The sequence below is a fragment of the Pseudomonas sp. FG86 genome (assembly GCF_057808775.1).
The window spans coordinates 70,660-93,059 of the sequence record NZ_JBMDIS010000002.1 but is presented as its reverse complement, the minus strand read 5'-3'; the positions used below and the strand labels follow the sequence as shown (position 1 = coordinate 93,059).

General features: G+C 55.9%; 23 protein-coding genes and 1 pseudogene. 17 read left to right on the top strand and 7 right to left on the bottom strand.

From position 1 onward, the window contains the following. Window positions 1-333: 333 nt before the first annotated feature. The 7 genes from ectB (at window position 334) to ACODSV_RS01650 (ending at window position 5,431) form a co-directional block, all read left to right on the top strand. Window positions 334-1,587: a diaminobutyrate--2-oxoglutarate transaminase gene (gene ectB, locus ACODSV_RS01680; protein ID WP_489044683.1), complete on the top strand. Its 1,254-nt coding sequence runs from the start codon at window positions 334-336 to the stop codon at window positions 1,585-1,587. Further along, a complete protein-coding gene (locus tag ACODSV_RS01675) occupies window positions 1,584-2,051 on the top strand; it encodes a GNAT family N-acetyltransferase (RefSeq protein WP_071495048.1) in 468 nt (155 codons plus the stop codon). The genes ectB and ACODSV_RS01675 overlap by 4 nt, the downstream gene beginning before the upstream one ends. Before the next feature lie 10 nt (window positions 2,052-2,061). Continuing rightward, window positions 2,062-3,366 carry a SidA/IucD/PvdA family monooxygenase gene (locus ACODSV_RS01670; protein WP_093545053.1) on the top strand — a complete coding sequence of 435 codons (1,305 nt, stop codon included), beginning with the start codon at window positions 2,062-2,064 and terminating at the stop codon, window positions 3,364-3,366. A 51-nt stretch (window positions 3,367-3,417) separates the two neighbouring features. Beyond that, complete coding sequence (locus ACODSV_RS01665; RefSeq protein WP_012723429.1) at window positions 3,418-4,041, top strand: LysE family translocator; 624 nt, start codon at window positions 3,418-3,420, stop codon at window positions 4,039-4,041. Between the two features lie 9 nt (window positions 4,042-4,050). Continuing rightward, window positions 4,051-4,350 carry a hypothetical protein gene (locus ACODSV_RS01660; RefSeq protein ID WP_043205140.1) on the top strand — a complete coding sequence of 100 codons (300 nt, stop codon included), beginning with the start codon at window positions 4,051-4,053 and terminating at the stop codon, window positions 4,348-4,350. Window positions 4,351-4,731: 381 nt separating this feature from the next. Next, the gene (locus ACODSV_RS01655) at window positions 4,732-4,902 is read left to right on the top strand and encodes a histidine phosphatase family protein (protein ID WP_317845851.1); all 171 of its coding nucleotides are present in this window, start codon (window positions 4,732-4,734) and stop codon (window positions 4,900-4,902) included. 58 nt (window positions 4,903-4,960) lie between these two features. After that, window positions 4,961-5,431, top strand: coding sequence for a bifunctional diaminohydroxyphosphoribosylaminopyrimidine deaminase/5-amino-6-(5-phosphoribosylamino)uracil reductase RibD (locus ACODSV_RS01650; protein ID WP_012723428.1), 471 nt, complete (start codon window positions 4,961-4,963; stop codon window positions 5,429-5,431). On the opposite strand, the gene ACODSV_RS01645 is transcribed toward ACODSV_RS01650, so the two are convergent. The 6 genes and pseudogenes from ACODSV_RS01645 to ACODSV_RS01620 form a co-directional block, all read right to left on the bottom strand. Then, window positions 5,425-5,757, bottom strand: a complete 333-nt coding sequence (locus ACODSV_RS01645; RefSeq protein WP_052308644.1) for an Arm DNA-binding domain-containing protein — start codon at window positions 5,755-5,757, stop codon at window positions 5,425-5,427. The genes ACODSV_RS01650 and ACODSV_RS01645 overlap by 7 nt on opposite strands. A gap of 874 nt (window positions 5,758-6,631) precedes the next feature. Further along, window positions 6,632-6,843, bottom strand: a pseudogene (locus ACODSV_RS01640) (PaaX family transcriptional regulator C-terminal domain-containing protein); the annotation flags it as partial. 262 nt (window positions 6,844-7,105) lie between these two features. Next, on the bottom strand, window positions 7,106-8,449 hold the full coding sequence (locus tag ACODSV_RS01635) for an MFS transporter (RefSeq protein ID WP_489044626.1): 1,344 nt from the start codon (window positions 8,447-8,449) through the stop codon (window positions 7,106-7,108). A gap of 196 nt (window positions 8,450-8,645) precedes the next feature. After that, entirely contained in the window at window positions 8,646-8,975 is a 330-nt protein-coding gene (locus ACODSV_RS01630; RefSeq protein WP_489044624.1) for an EthD domain-containing protein, read from the bottom strand. A 233-nt stretch (window positions 8,976-9,208) separates the two neighbouring features. Continuing rightward, a complete protein-coding gene (locus ACODSV_RS01625; RefSeq protein WP_489044622.1) occupies window positions 9,209-10,270 on the bottom strand; it encodes an MFS transporter in 1,062 nt (353 codons plus the stop codon). Window positions 10,271-10,382: 112 nt separating this feature from the next. Continuing rightward, complete coding sequence (locus ACODSV_RS01620) at window positions 10,383-10,922, bottom strand: TetR/AcrR family transcriptional regulator (RefSeq protein WP_489044681.1); 540 nt, start codon at window positions 10,920-10,922, stop codon at window positions 10,383-10,385. A 239-nt stretch (window positions 10,923-11,161) separates the two neighbouring features. Between ACODSV_RS01620 and ACODSV_RS01615 the strand changes: the two genes are divergently transcribed. Genes ACODSV_RS01615 through ACODSV_RS01605 form a run of 3 tightly spaced genes read left to right on the top strand, consistent with a single transcriptional unit; the run spans window position 11,162 to window position 14,011 of the window. Further along, entirely contained in the window at window positions 11,162-11,989 is an 828-nt protein-coding gene (locus ACODSV_RS01615; protein ID WP_489044620.1) for an HTD2 family dehydratase, read from the top strand. A gap of 27 nt (window positions 11,990-12,016) precedes the next feature. Continuing rightward, the gene (locus ACODSV_RS01610; protein ID WP_489044618.1) at window positions 12,017-13,180 is read left to right on the top strand and encodes an acyl-CoA dehydrogenase family protein; all 1,164 of its coding nucleotides are present in this window, start codon (window positions 12,017-12,019) and stop codon (window positions 13,178-13,180) included. Window positions 13,181-13,189: 9 nt separating this feature from the next. Continuing rightward, entirely contained in the window at window positions 13,190-14,011 is an 822-nt protein-coding gene (locus ACODSV_RS01605; protein WP_489044616.1) for an HpcH/HpaI aldolase/citrate lyase family protein, read from the top strand. Window positions 14,012-14,084: 73 nt separating this feature from the next. Here ACODSV_RS01605 and ACODSV_RS01600 read toward each other — a convergent pair whose 3' ends face one another. Next, on the bottom strand, window positions 14,085-15,323 hold the full coding sequence (locus tag ACODSV_RS01600) for an OprD family porin (RefSeq protein ID WP_489044614.1): 1,239 nt from the start codon (window positions 15,321-15,323) through the stop codon (window positions 14,085-14,087). A 265-nt stretch (window positions 15,324-15,588) separates the two neighbouring features. Here ACODSV_RS01600 and ACODSV_RS01595 point away from each other — a divergent pair, with 265 nt between their 5' ends. The 7 genes from ACODSV_RS01595 to ACODSV_RS01565 all read left to right on the top strand — a co-directional run bounded on the left by ACODSV_RS01595 (window position 15,589) and on the right by ACODSV_RS01565 (window position 22,400). Beyond that, the gene (locus ACODSV_RS01595; protein WP_489044612.1) at window positions 15,589-16,785 is read left to right on the top strand and encodes an acetyl-CoA C-acetyltransferase; all 1,197 of its coding nucleotides are present in this window, start codon (window positions 15,589-15,591) and stop codon (window positions 16,783-16,785) included. 12 nt (window positions 16,786-16,797) lie between these two features. Then, on the top strand, window positions 16,798-17,658 hold the full coding sequence (locus ACODSV_RS01590; RefSeq protein ID WP_489044610.1) for an alpha/beta fold hydrolase: 861 nt from the start codon (window positions 16,798-16,800) through the stop codon (window positions 17,656-17,658). 26 nt (window positions 17,659-17,684) lie between these two features. After that, window positions 17,685-18,575 (top strand): MBL fold metallo-hydrolase, encoded by an 891-nt coding sequence (locus ACODSV_RS01585; protein ID WP_489044608.1) that lies wholly within the window; start codon window positions 17,685-17,687, stop codon window positions 18,573-18,575. Between the two features lie 87 nt (window positions 18,576-18,662). After that, complete coding sequence (locus ACODSV_RS01580) at window positions 18,663-19,586, top strand: LysR family transcriptional regulator (protein WP_489044606.1); 924 nt, start codon at window positions 18,663-18,665, stop codon at window positions 19,584-19,586. 123 nt (window positions 19,587-19,709) lie between these two features. Further along, window positions 19,710-20,762: a cyclase family protein gene (locus ACODSV_RS01575; RefSeq protein WP_489044604.1), complete on the top strand. Its 1,053-nt coding sequence runs from the start codon at window positions 19,710-19,712 to the stop codon at window positions 20,760-20,762. 23 nt (window positions 20,763-20,785) lie between these two features. Beyond that, window positions 20,786-21,487, top strand: coding sequence for an SDR family oxidoreductase (locus tag ACODSV_RS01570; RefSeq protein WP_489044602.1), 702 nt, complete (start codon window positions 20,786-20,788; stop codon window positions 21,485-21,487). Between the two features lie 211 nt (window positions 21,488-21,698). Further along, window positions 21,699-22,400: a 3-oxoacid CoA-transferase subunit A gene (locus ACODSV_RS01565; protein WP_489044679.1), complete on the top strand. Its 702-nt coding sequence runs from the start codon at window positions 21,699-21,701 to the stop codon at window positions 22,398-22,400.

Genomic DNA, 22,400 nt, shown 5'->3' with positions numbered 1-22,400 from the left:
GGCGGTGGCAGGCATGCCTATCATCGCGACCATCCAAAAATGGGTCATAAGCATATGAATTTATAATTAGTGGTTCATTCCTAAATTGCTGCTAGTTTAATTAGCGAAAGACGTCATTGTTCCTGCTGGCCAACAGAGCGGGTCATGTTTCACGGGATGAAAGTTGCACGCGGACTTCAAGGGATTAAAGTCTTCTCAGCATTCGCTACATGGCCACTGGGAAATCGCTATATCTGTTGTAAGTCCATTGACATGGATTGATAAACGGTACCTGACATGACGGCTACGCTGAATTACTCGTTTTCAAAAATTGCGCCTACGGCGCCACAGCCCCTGGATATATTCGAGCTTAAAGAATCTAACGTTCGCTCTTATTGCCGGGACTTCACCGCCACCTTCCATACCGCCGAAGGCTCAACCTTGACCAGTGAGCAAGGCCAGGTATTCATTGATTTTTTCAGTGATGCAGGAGCCTTGAACTACGGGCATAACAACCCGGTCTTGAAGGCAGCACTGCTCGATTACATCAGTAACAATGGCATCACCCATGGCTTGGATTTCAAGACCACTGCCAAGAAAGCCTTCCTCACAACGTTCGAAGAGCAGATCCTGGCACCGCGTAACCTGCACTACAAAGTGCAGTTTCCCGGCCCCACTGGCACCAACGCGGTGGAGGCCGCCATCAAACTGGCCCGCAAGTACACCGGGCGCCAGAATGTCGTGGCGTTCACAAACGCGTTCCATGGCATGTCCCTGGGCAGCCTCGCCCTGACCAGCAACCCGCGTAAACGCGCAGGGGCCGGCGTCAGTTTGAACAACGTGACGTTCATGCCCTATGACCGGTACTTCGGCGACGGTGTGGACACCTCGTTGTACCTGGCCAACATGCTGCGCAGCGGCAGCGGGGTCGACAAACCGGCGGCTATCGTACTAGAGACGGTGCAGGGCGAAGGCGGCGTGAACAGCGCTTCCGCCGCCTGGGTACGAGCCGTGCAAGCCATCGCCCATGAGCATAACGTTCTGCTGATCATTGACGATATCCAGGCCGGCTGTGGTCGCACCGGCGAGTTCTTCAGCTTCGAAGCACTGGGTGTCACCCCGGATATCGTGACCTTATCCAAATCGATCAGCGGTTATGGCTTGCCCATGTCCCTCGTCTTGTTGGCTCCCCATCTGGATGTCTGGGAGCCGGGAGAGCACAACGGCACATTTCGCGGCAACAACCTGGCATTCGTCACGGGCAAGGCGGTGATCGATCACTACTGGAGCAACGCGGGTTTTACCCAGGTGCTCAGGGACAAGGCAGAACAGTTGCATCAGGGGTTGCAGGAGTTATCCCTGGGCTTTGCCGCCAAGGCACCTAACCGTCTCAAAGGGAGGGGGTTCTTCAGGGGCATAGAGTTTGACGACTCGGCCCTAGCGCAAAAAATTGCAGCGCAGGCCTATGCTGGCGGGCTCATCATTGAAACCTCCGGCATCGACAATCAGGTACTCAAGTTCCTCCCGGCGTTAACGATCACTCCCGTGCAGATCACCCAAGGCTTGCACATACTCAAGCAAGCCTTTGCCGAGGTGACCGCGCCATGAGCGATCCGATCATCACCCGGCACGCGTCCCTAGACGACGCCGCGGCCATCGCGCCGTTGCTGGACAAATACCGCGAGTTCTATGGCGAAGCACCCGACTTGGCCCGCTCCCTGGCATTTATTCAACAGCGCTTCTTTCTGGGCGAGTCAATAATCATCGTGGCGCAAGTTAACAATGAAGTCATTGGGTTTACGCAACTCTTCCCCAGCTTTTCAAGTGTCACACTGGAGCGTCTGTGGATACTAAATGACTTATATGTCGAAGCCTCCAAACGCAGTACGGGGGTGGGCCTAGCGTTATTGAATGCTGCAAAAGCGTTCGCCCAGACAACCGGGGCCAAACAGTTATTTATTGAAGGCGCGGACGACAACCCTAAGGCACGCAACTTATACACGCGCTTCGGGTTTATCGAAAACACCGCGTACCACTATTACCATCTTCCATTGAAGCCAATCCAGGGATAGGAGCTTTTCCATGTCAGACACTGTTTTCGATATCGTGGGTATTGGTTTCGGCCCCTCAAACCTGGCGCTGGCTATAGGATTGGAAGAGTCAGCTTCTGCGCTGACCTATCGCTTTCTGGACGCCAAGCCAACGCCGGACTGGCAGGATGAAATGCTGCTCAGCGGCTCGGACATCCAGAACAACCCGTTGCGGGACCTGGTCACGCCGCGCAACCCGCGCAGCCGCTATGGCTTCGTCAATTACCTGAAAGAAACTGGCCGCCTGTTCGACTACCTCAACCTACCGCTGACATACCCGCTACGGCGCGAGTATGCGCAATACATCAAATGGGTTGCCGGGCATTTTCTCGGCAGTGTCGAATCCTCGGCGTTCGCCCAACGTGTCGAGCCGTTGCTGTTACAGGGCGAGCATGTATGGAAGGTCACCTATAACAATCAGCGGGTCATTTACGGGCGCAGCCTGGTATTGGGTACCGGGCGCACGGCGAATATCCCGGCGGTTTTCGACGGCCTGTCCGGCCCGCAGGTGTTCCACCTTAATCACTACCTTGAACGCATCAATAGGTTGCCATCGAACGTGCAGCGCATCGGTGTAGTCGGCTCCAGCCAAAGCGCCGTGGAGATTGTGCTCGACCTGACCGCCAGGTTTCCGGACAAGGAAATCTACTCGCTGCACCGCAGCTTCAGTTTCCGACTCAAGGACACCAGCCCGTTCAGCGACAAGGTGTATTTCCCGGAGTTCATCGACTACTACTTCAACCTGCCGCCAGAGGCCAAGGCGCGGGTGGATAAGCAATTGCGAGGCACCAACTACAGCTCGGCTGATGAAGATGTGATCAATGCGCTGTACGTGCGCATCCATGAGGAAAAGTTGCAAGGTAAGCAGCGCATCCACATCCTCAACAATATTGCCATCGAGCAGGCGCAGGTTAATGCCTCAGGGCATGTGCAGTTGGCGCTCAAGGAGGTCAATCAACTCACGCACTCGACCCTTGAGCTGGATGCACTGGTGCTTGCCACCGGGTTCAAGGACATTGCCGCCAAGGAAAATGGCGAGTTGTATCCGCCGTTACTGGCGCCTTATCACCGTCGGTTTCGCGCCGATGCGCACGGCGCGCTCGTGGTGAATCGCGATTACAGCCTGACCTCTTTGGATGATCTGCCCACGGTGTTCCTCAACGGTCTATGCGAAAGCTCCCATGGCCTGGGGGACGCCGGTTCATTCAGCCTGATTTCGTTGCGGGTGGAACACATTCTCTCGGCCCTGGAGGCACAGTTGGCGCAGGTCGAGGCTCCGGCGCACGCATTGGCCTGAATCAGCCCCGGTAGCAGCCCCGCGGGCTGCTGCTTCACACAAGGAGGTCACATGTTTACAGCAGCATTGATTTACATACTGGCGGTGATAAGTCCCGGGCCGAATTTCATCATCGTCAGCCGGTTCTCTTCATTAGGGTCGGTCACTACCGGCCTTGGTGCAACCTTGGGGATCTGCACCGTAGGCGTATTCTTCTCGACCATTTCCTTGCTGGGCCTGGCGGCATTGCTGCATCAGTACCCGGCCTTTTCCAAGGTCGCCACCCTGTGTGGTTCAGCGTACCTGCTGTACATCGCCTACAGCATCATCAAAAGCGTGCTGGCAAAAAACACCGGTACTGCCGAAAGCACCACACCTGGCGTCACCAGCTTCGCCAAGGCGTATCGCGTGGGGGTCATCACTAACATCAGCAACATGAAAACCATCGCCTTCATGATCAGCATCTACGCCGGCTTTCTTTCTTCGCCACGTACCGACCTCGAAAAGGTACTGGTGGTAATGTTGTGCTCTACCTTGGAAGTCATCTGGTACTCCCTGGTCTCGCTGCTCTTCGGCCAAGGCCCGATCAAGGCGCTGTTTCTCAAATACACCCGCCAGATCGATGTGGGATTGGCTGTATTTCTGGTGGCGTTCTCCCTCAACAACGCGATTCCCGTGTTGATTGCCAGTCGATGAGGCCGTGTCATGGAATGGAACGATCTGCTCAAGGACGTGAGCGCGCGCTTCAAATACCGCAGTTGGCTGCTGATCGACCTACCCCGCGATCGCTTACCACTGAACTGCCCAATACCGAACTTGTCGAGCAATTGCGAAGCCACCTTGATCCTCGACTGCGGCCTTGAAGATATCTTCCCCATCATCGATGCTTTGGGCCTGGGGGTAAGCTACGCAGCCTCGTTACAAGCGACAAGGCGCCGGATTGAAGCTTTAGTGGCAGCGCCACCGGAGGCGATGGCTTTTCACGATTTCAGATGGGCGTGTTGATACCGGTCCACGAAAAAGCCCCAGGTCAGCGAAAAGCCGGAATCGCCGGTCATTCCGGTAGGACTAAATCCAGCATAGCGGGATGTCGCCAAACAGCTGATTCCCGGGCGGCTGGTCCAAACGCTAAAGCGGCCAATTTTCAGGATAAAACGTGTACGTAAAACGAGGTTTCCACACCTGCCTAGTGGCTATCAAGGACGAAAGATAAAACCAGTTCGTTCACCGAGCGTCGTCGGGCAGCGACGGTACTGGCTGCTGGGCAAGCGTATTTAACAGGCATTGAGTAGAGCTTGCTGTTCAGTTTTAAGCGCTCCGTACCAGACTCGTCAAAACAGCCCCAAGCGGTTTGGAGTTGATACAGTTCCCACGTTTAACGCTGAGATGGATCTCATGTATTTATACCTCATACGGCACGGGGAAACCTGGGCCAATGCCGAACAGCGCTACCTCGGTTCGCTTGATCCAGGGCTGATCGAGCTGGGGCGGCAGCAGGCTGAAGCTCTCAGTCGAGATAATGGCGTGTTTCCGAGAACGGGATGTCGGGGTTTTTGAGGGTTTGACTCAAGCTGAGGCAAGAGCGTTGGTTAACTAGGATGAGATCTAATCAAATATGCCTAACACTCTCTCCAATACCGATTTCATGCAGCTTGCTCTTGCCCAAGGGCGTTTAGCCTTACCTGAATGCCTTCCAAACCCGCCAGTAGGTTGCGTACTGGTACAGGACAACATGGTGATTAGCCAAGGCTATACGCAGGCACCGGGGTTCCATCACGCGGAAGCGATGGCGTTAAGCCGATTAACGAATGAATGCTCCGCAGTGACTGCTTTTGTCACGCTTGAGCCATGCTCCTTTCATGGTCGAACGCCGTCATGTGCTCTGGCACTGATAAACAGCGGAGTCGAGACAGTGTTTGTTGGGTTGCTTGATCCCGATCCGAGAAACTCGGGAGCAGGCATAAGGATGCTGCGCGATGCAGGCATTACAGTCATTGTCGGCTTATTGGCGGAGGAAACTGCTGAGGACTTAGCTGATTTTTTGGTAAGCAAACCGCTTGGATCGTCGGATCGCAATGATCAGTAAATCGTTGACCCAAGTGCCGATCTAAAATTGCCCCACTTTACTTCGGCTTCAGCTTCTTGGCGCGCCTGCTTTCGGTGCGCGCAAGGGTTGATATTTTCGGCCAATAGCTCGCGCGCTTCGTCACGACGCTCACGTGCGTGTTTCAGGCTAACGTCAGGATACGCCCCAAAGGACATGCGTTGCTGGCGCCCTTCCCAATAGTAGCGGAACAGCCACAGCTTACCGCCCGCTTTGGTCACCCAGAGGGATAGACCGTCGAAGTCGCCGAGGGTGTAGTTTTTACCAATAGTTCGAGCATGCCGAGTGGTGAATTCTAAGAGAGGCATGGCGAGCTCCTGTTGGAGAGCCAACACCCGATGCTCGTCTGGAGGCCCGAGGGAGCGAGTTACAATACGGACTCGAACGGGCCCGTCTGTTGTACTTAATCCTGTCCTTGTTCGTACCGGATTACCCTGGTTCCCAGTGGTTTTCCGCAGAAACGAAAAAAGACGCCTAAGCGTCTATTTCGTGGACCCCAGCGTCCAGTGGACATCTGTGGATCAAATTTTGGAGCGGGAAACGAGACTGTAACCTAGCCTCTAACCACTTGATTAACAAAGGGTTTTCCGCTTTCCTACCTCAGGAATGGACGCAATTCTGGACTTGTTCGGTAGGTCTGTCAACAGCTACAGGAAAAATTATTCCATACTGCGCTACCGAGTGCCACCGATAGCCAGCCAATGCGCCCTCATCTCTTGATTTCCGACTGAGATAGGTGAACACGTTGGCGCCACATACAGAGATTCAAGTTGGGTACTGTGCTTGATCAGCTCCTTGAGGCTGGGTATGTCGATGTCCCCACCGATCGCACCCGGATCGGAATAACCCAGGTCGTCGGCAACGATAAACAGCACGTCGGGCTTCTGCGTGATCGCATACACGGGCGTGGTCAGGCACGCCGCTGCAGCTCTCCGAACTCAATGAACGAAAATCTGATAATTGAAAAGTGGATTTCTTATCTGGTGCGCATAATTCAAGATTTAGTTCACGGGTGCCAGTAGCCCCCCCCACAAGACCGAACTCGGCCTGGAGCTGCTATAAGAGCACCGGACCAAGCAGTCGAGCCATCGATAGCTACAGCGCGGGATGCACATCGGTTTCAGCCCTGTGCAGACCTCAATTTTTTACGCCAATCCAAAGTCTCTCGTGAATAACGATGGGTTATTTAAGCCTACCAAAGCGTCGATAGATATTTTCGCCAACACCTGGCAACGGCCCATCGGCGCTCTCCAGTGCACTACACTCAGCCATTCTTCAGCCTTGGCGTAGATCAACCGATAAATATTGCGGCTTAACTGCCGGACAGCGCGTCCTTCCCAGTCGCCTGGCAACAACTCGTCCGGCAATTGCAGGTCGCGCAACGTAAGCGGCTTGGCCAAGTCACCTACCTGAACAGCACGCTAAGGGCGATAAGGGTAATTGTGTCCACGAAATGTGAACCCAAATTAATCAACACCCACCATCTCCCGAGATCCTGCAAGACAGAACGAATCCTCTCCTGTCTGCATTTTTCTAGATTCTAGGCCTTGGCATGTCCTGATTCGCTATTTTAAGCCCATTCCAGCGCCCCGAGACAACGCACTCGATGCGCATGTCCAGTGATGAAGCTACGCGCAAGTCCAGACCACCACGCACCTAACGTGCTTGAGATTTTTCTCGCAGCAATGACGCTGGATAAGCGATCAGCAGAACCAGCGCGCCAATCACCATAATGACCCCGACCGCCCCCATCGCCATCCCCACGCTTCCTGTCAAACCTTTGATCCAGCCAATAAATACCGTGCTCGCAAATCCGCCGATACATCCCATGCTACTCACCAATGCGATACCGCCAGCAGCAGATGTTTTAGAGAAGTAAGCAGTAGGAATAGACCAGAAAACAGAAACGGCTCCATATAATCCAGTGGCGGCCAATGCCAACAACGAAATCGTCAGTGGTGCATTACCGTTTGCACTTCCTAACAATGCAAAGCCAATAGCCGATGCGATCAGGCAACAGGCTACATGCCAGCGGCGCTCCCCTGTCCGATCTGAATGCCTTCCGATAATCCAAAGCCCCACAGTCGCCGTCAGATACGGTATTGCTGATAACCAGCCGATTATGCGGATATCTGAAATATCCAAGCCTTTTATTAACGTGGGCATCCAAAAGCTCATCGCACCTGTGCCGCAGCAAATGGCAAAGTAAGCAAGAATGGCGGCGTACACTCTAAAATCTTTGAGCATAGGGATTTTTTGGGACTGCGTGAATGTTTCCTTCATCCGTTGTTCGGCGCGTAGATTGCCCAGCACAATTGCTTTTTCTCTATTGCTCAGCCATTTAGCATCGCCGACCCTGTCATTTAAATAGAAGAATGCGAACAAGCCTAAAAGAATGGGCGGCAAGCCTTCATAGAGGAATAGTAATTGCCAGCCCTTCATTCCATGGTTCCCAGCCAGATCATGCATGATCCAGCCGGCAAGCGGCCCACCGATCATTCCGGAAATCGGGATACCCATGATAAACAGGGACGTTATGCGGGCGCGGTAGGCTGACGGAAACCAAAATGATAAATAAAGGATAACGCAGGGGAAAAACCCTGCCTCAGCAGCGCCAAGAACAAGCCGTGCTATATACAGCTGATTTGGCGTGGTAATGAGGCTCATGGCCATCGTTACCGTTCCCCAAATCAGCATTATCCTAACGAGCGTCGCTCTTACCCCAACCCGTTGCATGTACAAGTTGCTGGGGACTTCGAACAGCACATACGTGACGTAAAACAAAGCGGCGGCAATACCGTAAACAGCTTCGCTTAAGCCAAGATCGGGTAAAAAGTGAAGTTTTGCAAAACTTAGATTAACGCGATCCAAATAGCTAACAATGTAGCAAATCAATAGCAAGGGCACTATTCGCATAGCGATCTTTCGATAGACCCTTGCTGCTTCGTGCTCGGTATGTATTACGTCGTCAAATACTTCCGAATGACTGGAAAGTTTCATGATTGCCTCCGGAATTATTAGTGAGTATTGTTTTCGGTACGCAGATCTATTTGAGATTTTCGTCAGGAATGTCAGCTGAAGAGCCAAGACATATCTAAACACAGATAGATGAGAAACCAACCATTTCGCGATGGCCACTGCTTGAAATATCCAAGCCGTTTAAATAGCTTGGACCAAAAAGGTAATAGGCTCCGAGTCACGCCCGTACTATATCACTGGTTATAAATGGCTTAAGACCACCTATAAAGGTTTTTCCATGCTCAAACCACGCCTTTCGTTTATCGGACTCCATATAAACCGCATAATCAGCCGAATCTATAAACCAGCACTCACCAATTGCGTGCACTGGCCCTACTTCCAAGTAGGGCACATGAGTATCGCTTGGATTGTCCGCTACAAGCCGGACCTCATATTTGTGCAACCCTGGGATGCCATCGCTCATCTCGAAGTGGCGCACGCACTCTTGCTTAAAAACCACATCGCTCATGGTGTGTGGTTTAACCAGCAAGTAGACAATTCTAATCATTTAAAAACTCCTTCAAGTGCGCTGCAAAGGCAACGGTTGCGGTAATGGATTGGCTTCGGTCTCTGCTGTTTCAACTTCATCAAGACGAATGCCCTTGGTTTCAGGTAGTAGCAGCAAGGCCAGGACCGCGATAGCGTAAGCGACAAGGCAAAACGCACCAACCGACTGGGACAGACCGAATTTAGCCGCGAGTAGCCCAACTCCCGTGACAGCCATTGCACCCACCGATTTACCTACGTGTACGAAAACCCCATGCAAGTGGTGCGAACCTGAGTCGGGAACAACTCGCTCAGGAAGGGACCCAACGCTGCAAACATACCGATCGCCAACGCACCGACTAAAAAGCCCATGACGTGCGCTACCAGAGGGTTGAGCGGTACGAACATATAGGCGACGGTGACAACCCAGGAAGCCAACGACAGGGTCATCAGCGTCGGGCGACGGCCTAGGCGGTCAGCCATGTAGGCAGTGGTGGCGAACCCGCAGAGACTGCCTAGCGCCATGATCAGAATCGTTAGGATAAGCGATCCGTGCACAACCCCACGCTCGGCCATCATCGCAGGCGTCCAAACCAGGATCACGTAGCAGCCCGCCTGCAATCCGATGACTAGCATGCTCGCCAGCATGCTGACCTTGATGTACTTGGTGGAAAACACGGTTCCAATCGATGCTTTATCCGTGTCTAGCTTTTGCGATTTTTTGAACGCATCCGAATCTTTGACGTTACGCCGAATAAAAATCACTATCAGCGCTGGAATCACACCAACCCAGAAAGCCAAGCGCCATGCGTACTCAGCGGGGAAATACGCCAGAATCCCGGTGACGACCAGCACGGCACCGGCCCATCCCAAGGCAAAACCGGACTGCACGAAGCCCAATGCCCTGCCACGATTTTTCGGGTTGATGACCTCGGCCATCAACGCTACACCAATAGCCCATTCGCCGCCGAACCCCAAGCCCTGAAAAGTACGGGCGACCAGCAATTGCTCAAAGTTTTGAGCAAACCCTGCAACTACGCCAAAGAAGGTAAACCAGCAAACAGTAAAGATCAGGATGCGTACCCGCCCGAAGCGGTCGCTCAGAATGCCTGCAATCCATCCGCCCAGGGCCGCCGACAGTAAAGCCGATGTCCCAACAATGCCCGCCTCGCCTTTGGTCAGCCCCCATATTCCGATCAGCGTGGGCAGCAGGAAGCTGAACATCTGCATGTCGTAGGAATCCAGGGCCCAGCCGGCGTAGCAGGCCCAGAAGGTTTTTTTCTCACGCGGAGTACCGCTTTTATACCAGGAGAACATTGGCCGATCCTTATTGTTATGGGGGTGCTTCTACGGCTCGAGCATGAACCAGCCTTGTTGATGTGCCCATTTACGTTATTGAAAGCCCATCTTTTGCTTTCGCTAAGAAGCCCTAAGTGGCGGCTTGACCCGCGGGCTGAGCTGTCGCATCGCTACGCGCCTGGGCAATCATCAGTTCGACCATGGAGTGGATCAGGTCCAAGCGGGCTCTCATCGTGAGCCTTAACGCTGGCAGCCAAGCGGGGACTTGATTGAGGAGAGTGACGATGCTTTTCGTGCAGGCTTGGCTGCACGCTGAAGGGCTAACGGCTGCGGCGATGATTTGTTCATACCGAGCACGATGGGCATCGGCATGACTAAGCCAAGGCTCACTTAAATGACGCCACTCACGTTCCAGCAGCTGAAAATGGCACGGCATGCGGTCCTGCAGATTCAAGTGCATTTCAATGATTTTACGAAGCCGTTTGGGCGCCTCGACGCGGCGCTGTATCTGCATGGCATTGCTTTGTAGTAACCCCAATAGCTCTTCAAACAACTCGTAGAGCAACGCTTCCTTGCTCTCGATGTGGTTGTAGATCGAACCGCAGTTGATCCCCAGGGCCGAGGCCAGTTCGCGCATCCCGACATTGGTGTAGCCCTTGCTTGCAAACAGCGAAAGCGCTTGTCGACGTGTAGCCAGAAATTTGTTTATAGCCGCCTGCTCCCACGAAGTCTGGTAACAGCATGATCGGCAGCGCCATTGGCCGCCATTTCAAAAATTGGAAGGCAGCGTTACACCCTGCCGGCCTTGCCTTAGGCAAAGCTTCACACCGACTTACGCAAAAGCAAATTCCCCGCCTGCGCACCACCCTTCATCCTGTTTGCAAGCGCAGCCAATAGGGGAAACACAGCATGCAAGATTTCGAACCGGGGAACTGGGTGGGCCGAACACAGGTGCGCAATGACCAGTTCAACCTCCCTTTGGTGCGGCGTATCGCAGCGATGTTCAATGCCCCTGCGCCCGCTGAGGGCCAAGAGTTACCTTGGCTGTGGCACTGGTGTTTTTTTGATGACTGTGCAGAACAACGCGAGCTTGGTCCTGACGGGCACCCTACGCTGGGTGAGTTCATGCCGCCTGCGCATGGACGTAACCGCATGTGGGCCGGCAGCCGGGTTGAATTCATCCATCCACTGCGTGTCGGTGCCAGCGCCCGCCGTCACACCACGATCAAACATATCGAGGAAAAAAAGGGCCGCACCGGATCGCTCTTGTTCGTCACGCTCGCCCATAACTATTGGCAAGACCAGCAGCTGTGCGTGAGCGAAGAGCAGGACATTGTTTATCGTGAACCGAACCCACCCAAGCTCAGCGCCGGAGAGCCACTTCCCGAATCGCAGTGGAGCGAAAATATCAGCCCCGACCCGCTGCTGCTGTTCCGGTACTCAGCCGTCACCTTCAATGCCCACCGTATCCATTTCGATTGGCCTTATGTCACCCAGACCGAGGGTTATCCCGGTCTGGTGGTCCATGGTCCGCTGACCGCTACCCTGAACCTGGCCGCTTTCGTGCGGGCAAACCCATTAGCACGCGTTCGGCAGTTTTCCTTTCGCGGCATCCGGCCGCTGATAGCGCCCTCGACTTTCAAAGTGGGTGGACACCATACCCAACACGGTTTCGCCGAGCTGTGGGCAGGCGATGAGACCGGTATCAGCCAACTTGCAAAGGTCGAATTTGACTGAGTTTTTCCTCACTTCCAAGGACTTAAGATGAACCCCAATAACAACGAAGATCTCAATGCCATCCGCGAAGGCGTACGCGCCCTGTGCGCCGAATTCGACGCTGCCTACTGGCGCAAAATTGATGAAGAAAAAGGCTTCCCGGAAGCCTTCGTCAAGGCCCTGACCGACGCCGGCTGGCTATCGGCGATGATCCCCGCCGAGTACGGCGGCTCGGGCCTGGGCCTGGCCGAAGCCTCGGTGATCCTTGAGGAAGTGAACCGCTGCGGCGGTAACTCCGGCACGGTGCACGGGCAGATGTACAACATGTTCACACTGCAGCGTCACGGCAGTGAGGCGCAGAAAAGCTATTACCTGCCGAAACTGGCCAGCGGGGAATTGCGCCTGCAATCGATGGCGGTGACCGAGCCCACCACTGGCACCGACACTACCAAAATCAAGACCACCGCCATCAAGCGCGGCGACAAGTACGTGATCAACGGCCAGAAGGTGTGGATCTCGCGGGTACAGCATTCCGACCTGATGATCCTGCTGGCGCGTACCACGCCGTTGGACGAGGTGAAGAAGAAGTCCGAAGGTATGTCGATCTTCCTGGTCGACCTGCGCGAAGCCATCGGCAATGGCCTGACCGTGCAACCGATCGCCAACATGGTCAATCATGAGACCAACGAGCTGTTTTTCGACAACCTGGAGCTGCCCCTGGACAGCCTGATCGGCGAAGAGGGCAAGGGCTTTCGCTACATCCTCGATGGGTTGAACGCCGAGCGTACGCTGATTGCCGCCGAATGCATCGGTGACGGTCGTTGGTTTATCGAAAAAGCCAGCGCATATGCCCGCGACCGCGTGGTGTTTGGCCGCCCGATCGGACAAAACCAGGGCGTGCAGTTCCCGATTGCCGAGGCCCATATCGAGATTGAGGCGGCCGACCTGATGCGCTGGCGTGCCTGCGAGGAATACGACAACGGCAAGAACGCCGGGGCCAGTGCCAACATGGCCAAATACCTGGCGGCCAAGGCGTCCTGGGAAGCAGCCAATGCCTGCCTGCAAACCCACGGCGGTTTCGGTTTCGCCTGCGAATACGACGTCGAACGCAAATTCCGCGAGACGCGTCTTTATCAGGTCGCGCCGATTTCCACCAACCTGATCCTGTCCTACGTCGCCGAGCATCTGCTTCAGCTGCCACGCAGCTTCTAAGGAACCGTAATGGACAAAAATCCAATACGCACGGCGCTGTTCGTGCCGGGAAATCGACCTGAACGATTTGCAAAGGCAGTGGCCAGCGGTGCCGACGTGGTCATCGTCGACCTGGAGGACGCCGTTCAGGAATCGGATAAGGCCCGGGCTCGGCTACATCTGAGTGACTTCCTGCACGCCGAGCCAGGCATCAATGTCTGGGTGCGGATCAATATGGCCGAACATGCACAGCACGCTGCAGATCTGGCGTTCTGTACGGCCGAACCCGGTGTCAGCGCGGTTATGCTGCCCAAGGCAGAAAGCCCTGAACAGATAGCCCGCGTCGCCACCACCGGCAAACCGGTCATCCCTATTATCGAAAGCGCAAAAGGCTTACAGGAGTTGCCAAGGATCGCAGGGGTACATGGTGTGCAGCGGCTGACCTACGGCGGGCTGGACATGAGCCTGGATCTGGGGCTCGTCACCGGTACCTGCGGCGCAGAACGCATGCTCGACCAGGTGCGTTTCGCGTTGCTGTTACACAGCCGTCAGGCTGGCTTGGCCAGCCCTTTGGAAACCGTCTTTGCCGACATCGGCGATACCGATGGTCTCAAGCAATTTATTGCCAGCGGGCAAACCATGGGCCTGACCGGCATGATGTGTATCCATCCGAGTCAAGTCGAGGTCGTGCATCAGGCGTTGGTGTCGGATCAGGCCGAACTGGACTGGGCACGTCGTGTACTACAGTCAAATGCTGAACATACCGGGGCTTTCCAATTGGAAGGGCAAATGATCGATGCTCCAGTGATAGCGCGCGCTCGCAAGATTCTGGCTGCTTCGAATAACGCCTGACCCTGATTTCACCTTAACGGACCACTGGATCGTCAGTGGTCCGTTTTTTATTCACTCAGTAATGTCGGCTCGATCATTTGAAAGCAATGGTGTAGGACAGAATCAACCGATTTTCGTCCAACTCCCCCGCCGCATCGGAACGCACCATCGCGTTGCGCCAACGCACACCGAAGTTTTTCAAGGGCCCGCTCTGCACGACATAACTCACGTCCAGGTTGCGCTCCCACTCCTTGGCATTGCTACCGGCCACTTCGAACCCGTCACCGTGCAGATAGCGCGCCAGGAATGTCAGGCCGGGTATGCCATACCCTGCCATGTTCACGTCATAACGTACTTGCCAGGAACGTTCCTGAGCACGGGTGAAATCCAGGATCTGCACCACGTTGGCAACGTTGGGATCGGCATCCTGCAAATAGGGAAATGGCGAACTGCCGCTGTTGTCCTGATAGCCAACCCGCCATGTATGTGCCCCCAGATTGGCCGATAGCAGTACGGAGGTCAGACCGTTGTCGATTTTGCCTGCACGCTGCGCGCCGACCTGCGAAGAGTCGAAATAACCAAAATTGCCGCCCAGGGTCCAGCTTCCCAGTTTGTGAGTTGCCAACAAGTTGTAGTAGTTCTGCTGGTAAACATCCTTAAGCTCCGCCCGCCAAAACGCAGCGGTCAATTGCGGGCTGATGGTGTAAGCCGCACTGGCGTAGTCAAAACGGTCGCTACTGGCCGAATAATTGCCAGTCAGGAAGTCATCGTGATTACCACTGGAGTTGCGATAGTTGACACTGCGAAATTGCCCCGCGTCGATCAACACATTGTCGATGTCCCTGGACACCAGGGTCGCGCCGTTGAAGATGGGCGGTAATAGCCGTGCATCGCTGGACAGCAGCACGGGAGACTTGGGCATGAAGCCCCCGACCTTGAACTCGGTTTTCGACACCTTGGTCTTGAATACCCCCGACAAGTCACTGTACTCGTCCGGCCCGGAGTTCCCGAACGCATTGGGCAATAATCCGGTGCCTGCACGGGCGTCGGATGAATCAAGCTTCACCCCCAAGGCCGCGTACAGGTCCACGCCAAAGCCTATCGGCCCTTCGGTGTATCCGGACTTGGCATTGAACATAAAGCCCTGCGCCCATTCCTCGCGCTTGGATTGGGGCGCATTGTCCTGGCGAAAATCACGGCTGAAATAGAAGTTGCGCATATCGAGCGTAACGCTGCTGTCACCGAGGAAATCAGCCTTGGCTATGCAAGGAAGTGCCACGATGGGCGCAATACAGGAAAGCGCGCAAGCGCGCGCCAGGGGAAGCTTTTGCATGTGGGGATTCCCGATAATTATTTTCTTATTAGGGCTTCGGGGCGTCAGGCGCCTGGAGCAGTGCCAGCATGGGCAGCGCGCAGCGTGTTGGGTATTGGGATTTGCTTAAGCGACACTTGCACTGAGGAAAACATGACCGCTGCGCAATCATCGTTAAGCAGCACGGAAGGCGGCCTTTCGCTAAACGAAATTGTCGGGCAGGCCAAGCGACGCCATGCTGGGTTCATCGCTTTGCACACGCTTACAATAAAAAGGTACCCGCGTTATGAAAGACGCTTTGATCGTCTCGCCCCTGAGAACACCTATCGGTAAATTCGGTGGTGCCCTGTCGTCACTGAGCGCCGATCATTTGGCGGCTACTGTAATTCGCACCCTGATGAGCCGCCTGGATATCGCCCCGGATTCGCTGGACGAAGTCATCGTTTCCCAGTCCTACTCAAACAGCGAAGCTCCTTGTATGGGCCGCTACGCTGCCCTCCTTGCCGACTTGCCCTTGTCAGTGCCGGGTTACACCCTGGACCGTCGGTGTGGTTCGGGCTTGCAGGCTATCGCCGACGCCGCGATGCATATACAAACAGGACATGCAGAAGCAGTGATGGTGGTCGGCGTGGAAAGCATGAGCAATATCGAGTACTACACCAACGATATGCGTTGGGGCGCTCGTGCCGGCAGTGTGAAAATGCACGACCGGCTGGAACGTGGCCGCGAGCGCTCGCAGCCCGAATCCCGCTTCGGGCGTATCTCGGGCATGCCGGAAACGGCCGAGAATCTGGCCGGCGACTACCGCATCAGCCGCGAAGACGCGGATCGCTTCGCCGTGCGCAGTCACCAGAATGCCGCTCGAGCGTGGTCCGAAGGCCGCTTTGCCGATGAAGTGATTGCGCTGGACGTTCCACGCAAACGTGGTGCCAACGAACGGGTTGAAATGGATGAAGGCATTCGGGCCGACGCCAGCCTGGAAAGTATGGCCAGCTTGCGCACCCTTCTGCCAGAGGGGGTCTGCACTGCGGGTAATTCCAGCCAGCAAAACGACGCTGCGGCTGGCTGTCTGGTGGTCTCACGCGAATACGCTGCTCGCTACAATCTGCAACCCATTGCCCGACTGGTCGACTGGTCAGCGGCCGGTTGCGACCCGGCGCGCATGGGTATCGGCCCGGTGCCCGCTGTCGCCAAACTGCTTGCGCGCACGAAGTTAAGCCTGGCCGACATGGATCTGATTGAGGTCAACGAAGCATTCGCCGCCCAGGCGCTGGCCGTGCTGCGTGCCTGGGATCTGCAAGACATCGATCGGGTCAACGTCAACGGTTCGGGCATCTCGCTCGGACACCCCATTGGTGCCACTGGCGTGCGCATCATGACCACCCTGCTCCATGAGATGCGTCGTCGCGATGTTCGTTATGGCCTGGAAACCATGTGCATCGGCGGTGGCCAGGGCATGGCCGCTTTGTTCGAGTGCATCTGAAGAGGCCTCGTCATGAATTGGATCAAAGTAAACGGTAACGTCCTGCGCTACGAACTAAGCCCCAGGAACGGTCCCACGCTGGTATTGATTCACGAAATGGGTGGCACGCTGGAGAGCTGGGACAACATCTGCACAAACCTTAATGACCGGTTCCAGACATTACGCCATGACGTTCGCGGTTCGGGGCTGTCGGAGAAAATCGTCGGCGAAACCGATATCGACGAGCAGGTCAATGACCTCTACGCACTGCTGGCGGCACTGCACATCGATGGTCCGGTCGCATTGGCCGGTGTCGCAGTCGGGGCGGCGATCGCCATTCGTTTTGCCGCTTGTTATCCGCAGCGGGTCAGCCATCTGATTGGCCTGTCGCCCGCCTGTGGCGTAGCCCCCCACGCACGACAAGCCACATTGGAGCGGGCCGCGGCGATTCGTCATGAGGGTTTGCGCGAGTTGATCCCGCAGCTCCTGGAAAAAACCTGGCCCGCGCCGTTGCGCACTGACCCGCAAGCATTCGAAAGTTTCAGCCATCGTTGGCTGAGCGCCGATCCACATAGCTTCGCCGCAATCTTCTCGATGCTGGCGCGCATGGAACTCGACGACGACCTGCCGCATTTGCCTGCCCGTACCTTGCTGGTCGCCGGTGAATATGACGGCCTGCGTCCACCCTCGGAGATCGATCGCCTGGCAGGACTGGCCAGCCATATCGAAGCACTGCACATTGCCTCGGGCCATTTCATGCCGGTGCAAAGCCCACAATGGGTCACCACCCTGCTTGAGCAATACATCCTCGACAATCGTACAGGCTACGACATTTACAAGGCATTCATGAACAACCCGCAACACCGGATCGCCCCCAGCGGCCACGCTGCCTGAATCATAAGAACAAAGGAAAACAAACCATGATGCAATCACGCATGATCGGCGATATCAAAGTCACTCGAATCCTGGAATATGCAGGTCCCACCCATGATCCGGCATTTCTGTTCCCCGATATCGATCGCAGTGTGCTTGATGAGCATAGGCAGTTGATGGCGCCCAATCATTGGGTCCCGCATATGAACAAGCTGATCGTCACTATCCAGTTCTGGGTGGTGCATGCGGGTAACAACATCATCGTGGTCGACACTGGCGTCGGTAACTTCAAGCCGCGTGCCGGCATTCCCCGGATGAACATGCTCAATACCCTGGTGCGCGAGTGGATGATCGCCGCTGGCGCGCACCCGGAAAAAGTCACCCATGTGGTATTGACCCATCTTCACGCCGATCACGTAGGCTGGAATACCACCTGGCAGGACAACCGCTGGGTACCGACTTTTCCCAACGCGCGTTACTACATCCCCAAGGAAGATTTCATCTTTTGCAAAGAAGGTAAAAACAAGGAGCCGGGTGTCATTGATGTGTTTGGCGACTCGTTCTTCGACAGCGTCATGCCGATCATCGACGAAGGCCTTGGGGTGATGATCGAACCTCCGCAGGAAATCGCCGACTGCCTGGTGGTCGAGCCCGCACCGGGGCACAGCCCTGGGCAAGTGGCTTTTCGCGTGCGCTCGCGAGGCGAAGAAGGGTTGTTCTGTGGCGATATTTTTCACAGTCCGCTGCAGATCGTGCGCCCGGACGTTAACTCCGGTTATTGCATCTGGGCCGAGACCGCCCGCAAGACACGCCTGGATTTCCTCAATCGCGCCGCTGATCGGGAAGCACTGCTCATGCCGGTACATTTCGGCGAGCCACATTGCGGTTATATTCGCCGCGAAGGCGATGGCTTCCGTTTCGAACCGGCGCAGTGGTAAGCCTGCGGGTCAGGTAGCGCCCAGCGTATGGACAGGGGTGGCGTGCGCCACTACCGTGGGCCATCCCTGTAAAAGAAGTGAATAATAATGGCGATGCATTTTGATATCACTGATTTCCGACTATTCATCAACATCGCGGAGACCAGCAGCCTGACACGCGGCGCCGAGCGTTCATTTCTCTCGGTACCCGCGACCAGCAATCGCATCAAGAACCTGGAAGACAACCTGGGCATGCGTTTACTCGAAAGATCGCCTCAAGGGGTGACGCTGACCAATGCTGGCAAAACCTACCTGCAACATGCACGCGTCATCCTCGCCCAGCTGGAACTGCTCACCGGCGATTTGCAGGAGTACGCCATCGGCCTTAAAGGGCAGTTACGTCTTCTGGCCAATACCACGGCCATTACCGAATACCTGCCACCGGTGGTGGGCGAATACCTCAAAACCCATCCGGATGTGCATATCGACATGCGCGAACGCTTGAGCGACGACATCGTGCGCAGTATTCGCGATGGTGGTGCTGATCTGGGCATTGTTTCCGGCAGCGTAGTGACCGATGGACTGCAAAGTGTGCCGCTGGTATCCAGTCGCCTGATGGTCATCGCCCCGCTCGGCCATCCGGTGCTGGCCAACGGCGAAGTGTTTTTCAAGGAAGCCTTGCAATACGCCTTCGTCTCATTGCTCGAAGGCAGCGCAATTCATGTGTTTCTCAGTCGTGCAGCCGCCGCGCTGCATACGCCGTTAACGATCCGCGTACAAGTCGCCAGCTCCGATGCGATTTTGCGCATGGTCGAAGCCGGTGCAGGAATAGCCATCGTGCCTCAGGCGGGTTTCACCCGGCTCAAGGGTCAACAAAAGATTGGCTCATGCACGCTGCTCGACCCTTGGGCGGTGCGCACTTTTCAGTTATGCGCCCAGGATTTCGACGGGCTTTCATCTTTCGGCCGGGATTTCGCCAATAGCCTGATCGACTGGTGCCGCACTTGTGCAACGAACAGCCAGCCGCTTTAAGCAACGCTTAAGCCAGCGTTTGAAAAAGCAAAATTGTCTGCGCCTTTCTCCTCTGAGAGCCTGACCGTCAGGAATTCTAGACTTCGCGAGCTCTTAGTACCCATAAAAAAACAGGAAAGCCTCATGACTCAACAGCGTTGGAAACATCGCCCTGAAGGCTCGAACTGGGGTGATTTCGGCCCCGATGACCAGAAAGGCCGGCTTAATCTACTGACCCCCGACAAAGTGCTGCAGGGCATTGCCGAAGTTCGCGAAGGCCTGGCTTTCTGCCTGAGCCTGCCGTTGGACTATCCAGGTGGCAATGCGATGAACGTCAATCGCCTGCCACCGATTCTGCGGCCTTTGCTGCGCAAGGGCGGGGTCAACATGAACTATCAATATGACCGCATCGAGGCCGGACGCCCGGACGTACTCAGTGACGATCTGGCAATCCTGCACTTGCAATATTCCACCCAATGGGATGCCCTTTCCCATGTGGGTGCCCTGTTCGATGCTGACGGCGACGGAGTGGCCGAACCGCTTTACTACAACGGCTTTGCCGCCAATATCGACGTGGTCGGCCCCAGTGATATTGCCGATTGCGGCCTGCACGGAGAAATTGCCCCGCACAGTACCTCCTGTGCCCATACATTGGGCATCGAACGCATGGCCGAAACCTGCGTGCAAGGCCGCGGAGTGATGATCGACTTGCATCATCACTATGGCGATGCCCGAACGCATATCGGTTATGAAGAACTGATGCGGGTGCTGGAGGCTGATAACGTGCAGGTCGAGCCTGGCGATATCGTCTGCCTGCACACCGGTTACGCCGAAGCAGTGCTTGGCATGAACAAGCAGCCAGATGCCAAGGCACTGGAAAGCCTCGGTGCGGTGCTCGACGGCAATGACCGGCGCTTGTTGCAATGGATCACCGATTCGGGACTGGTCGCGATTGCCGCCGACAACTACTCGGTAGAAATTTTCCCCAACGGGCGCGGTGACGACTGTTGCTCGGTGATGCCCTTGCATCATCACTGCCTGTTCAAGCTTGGCGTACACCTGGGCGAGTTGTGGCATCTCACGCCTCTGGCCCGCTGGCTACGGGCCAACAAGCGTAATCGTTTCCTGCTGACCGCCCCGCCCTTGCGTCTACCGGGCGCAGTGGGCGCGCCACTCAATCCTGTCGCCACTGTCTAACTCCCACCCCAGGAGACACACCTGTGTCCAAAGAACGTGTATTGATTACCGGAGGTGCCTCCGGTATTGGCGCCGCTATTTCCGAGCGTTGCTTCGAAGAGGGCTATGAGCCCGTCATTATCGACCGAATAGGCAGCGGCCTGATTGCCGACCTGAGCGATTTGAAGGCCACTGCCCAAGTCTTGCAGCAAGCCTTGGCCAAGGGCCCGATCACCCGTTTGGTCAACAATGTCGGCATGGTCTGCCCCAATAGTGCCGAAGAACAGAGCTTCGAAGAACTGGAGCGGGTCTGGACACTCAACCTGCGTTGCTCGCTGCAATGCATGCAGGCGTTGTTGCCCGGCATGAAAGAGGCAGGTTTCGGTCGCATCCTCAACATGTCCTCGCGCGCGGCTCTGGGCAAGGAGCTGCGCAGTGCCTATGCAGCGACCAAGGCCGGCTTGCTGGGCATGACCCGCGTCTGGTCACTGGAGCTGGGGCGCTTCGGTATCACCGCCAACGCCATCGGGCCAGGGCCGATCCGTACACAGTTATTCGAAAAAGCCAATCCGCCGGACAGCCCTCGCACCCAGGCAATAATCGACTCAATCCCGGTCAAGCGTCTCGGCGTGCCCGATGATATAGCCCAGGCTGCGTCGTTTTTCCTGGATGCCCGCAGCGGTTTCGTTACGGGTCAGGTGCTGTACGTCTGCGGCGGCATGACGGTCGGCGTAGCCGGCGTTTAACCGCCTCATGGTACCGCCGTTAATCGCTGGTTAATCGAGTCTTCCGAAGACTGAAATTGTGACACTGGCCACCCTTGGGCAAGCTGATCCGACCAGCAAGGGTGATGCATCGAGGCCACGCACCCGACGCATCATCTTTGCTGGATTGCCATCGCTCATACCGGTGTTCCGGACGATGACGGTGGATGAATTCAAAACAAGGACAAGAGCCATGATCGACAAGCTTTCCTCCAGCGCACAGGCGGCGCTGGCCGAGATTCCCGATGGGTCGACCATCGCCGTGGGCGGATTCGGCGGCGCCGGTATGCCGGACGACCTGATCAATGCGCTGATCGACCAGGGCGCGCGCAACCTGACGCTGGTCAGCAATAACGCAGGCCAGGGCGATACCGGCCTCGCAGCGCTGCTCAAGGCCGGCCGGGTGCGCCGCATTCTCTGCTCCTATCCGCGCATGACAGGCTCCCATGTCTTCGAAGCGTTGTACCGGGCCGGTCAGATCGAACTGGAGATTGTGCCCCAGGGAAACCTCGCCGAACGCCTGCGTGCCGCCGGTTGCGGCCTCGGCGCCTTCTACACCCCCACTGCTTTTGGCACCTTACTGGCCGAAGGCAAAGAAACCCGCAACATCAATGGCCGTAACTACGTGCTGGAATACCCGATTCACGTCGATTACGCGCTGATCAAGGCCGAGGCTGGCGACCGCTGGGGCAATTTGGTGTTTCGCAAGACCGCGCGCAACTTCGGCCCGGTCATGGCGATGGCCGCAAAAAATACCATTGCCTCTATCCAGCACCTCTATGAATTGGGGGGGCTGGACCCTGAATCTGTGGTGACACCGGGGATATTCGTCAAACACCTCGTCTTGCGCGAAAAATCGACTGATGCATCAGTCTCTCTGAACCAGGCGGGATAA

What these genes read in the sequence shown, in the direction of transcription:
- ACODSV_RS01675 (WP_071495048.1), top strand. Translation starts at nt 1,584, where the DNA reads ATGAGCGATCCGATCATCACCCGGCACGCGTCCCTAGACGACGCCGCG.
- ACODSV_RS01670 (WP_093545053.1), top strand. Translation starts at nt 2,062, where the DNA reads ATGTCAGACACTGTTTTCGATATCGTGGGTATTGGTTTCGGCCCCTCA.
- ACODSV_RS01665 (WP_012723429.1), top strand. Translation starts at nt 3,418, where the DNA reads ATGTTTACAGCAGCATTGATTTACATACTGGCGGTGATAAGTCCCGGG.
- ACODSV_RS01660 (WP_043205140.1), top strand. Translation starts at nt 4,051, where the DNA reads ATGGAATGGAACGATCTGCTCAAGGACGTGAGCGCGCGCTTCAAATAC.
- ACODSV_RS01655 (WP_317845851.1), top strand. Translation starts at nt 4,732, where the DNA reads ATGGATCTCATGTATTTATACCTCATACGGCACGGGGAAACCTGGGCC.
- ACODSV_RS01650 (WP_012723428.1), top strand. Translation starts at nt 4,961, where the DNA reads ATGCCTAACACTCTCTCCAATACCGATTTCATGCAGCTTGCTCTTGCC.
- ACODSV_RS01645 (WP_052308644.1), bottom strand. Translation starts at nt 5,757, where the DNA reads ATGCCTCTCTTAGAATTCACCACTCGGCATGCTCGAACTATTGGTAAA.
- ACODSV_RS01635 (WP_489044626.1), bottom strand. Translation starts at nt 8,449, where the DNA reads ATGAAACTTTCCAGTCATTCGGAAGTATTTGACGACGTAATACATACC.
- ACODSV_RS01630 (WP_489044624.1), bottom strand. Translation starts at nt 8,975, where the DNA reads ATGATTAGAATTGTCTACTTGCTGGTTAAACCACACACCATGAGCGAT.
- ACODSV_RS01625 (WP_489044622.1), bottom strand. Translation starts at nt 10,270, where the DNA reads ATGTTCTCCTGGTATAAAAGCGGTACTCCGCGTGAGAAAAAAACCTTC.
- ACODSV_RS01615 (WP_489044620.1), top strand. Translation starts at nt 11,162, where the DNA reads ATGCAAGATTTCGAACCGGGGAACTGGGTGGGCCGAACACAGGTGCGC.
- ACODSV_RS01610 (WP_489044618.1), top strand. Translation starts at nt 12,017, where the DNA reads ATGAACCCCAATAACAACGAAGATCTCAATGCCATCCGCGAAGGCGTA.
- ACODSV_RS01605 (WP_489044616.1), top strand. Translation starts at nt 13,190, where the DNA reads ATGGACAAAAATCCAATACGCACGGCGCTGTTCGTGCCGGGAAATCGA.
- ACODSV_RS01600 (WP_489044614.1), bottom strand. Translation starts at nt 15,323, where the DNA reads ATGCAAAAGCTTCCCCTGGCGCGCGCTTGCGCGCTTTCCTGTATTGCG.
- ACODSV_RS01595 (WP_489044612.1), top strand. Translation starts at nt 15,589, where the DNA reads ATGAAAGACGCTTTGATCGTCTCGCCCCTGAGAACACCTATCGGTAAA.
- ACODSV_RS01590 (WP_489044610.1), top strand. Translation starts at nt 16,798, where the DNA reads ATGAATTGGATCAAAGTAAACGGTAACGTCCTGCGCTACGAACTAAGC.
- ACODSV_RS01585 (WP_489044608.1), top strand. Translation starts at nt 17,685, where the DNA reads ATGATGCAATCACGCATGATCGGCGATATCAAAGTCACTCGAATCCTG.
- ACODSV_RS01580 (WP_489044606.1), top strand. Translation starts at nt 18,663, where the DNA reads ATGGCGATGCATTTTGATATCACTGATTTCCGACTATTCATCAACATC.
- ACODSV_RS01575 (WP_489044604.1), top strand. Translation starts at nt 19,710, where the DNA reads ATGACTCAACAGCGTTGGAAACATCGCCCTGAAGGCTCGAACTGGGGT.
- ACODSV_RS01565 (WP_489044679.1), top strand. Translation starts at nt 21,699, where the DNA reads ATGATCGACAAGCTTTCCTCCAGCGCACAGGCGGCGCTGGCCGAGATT.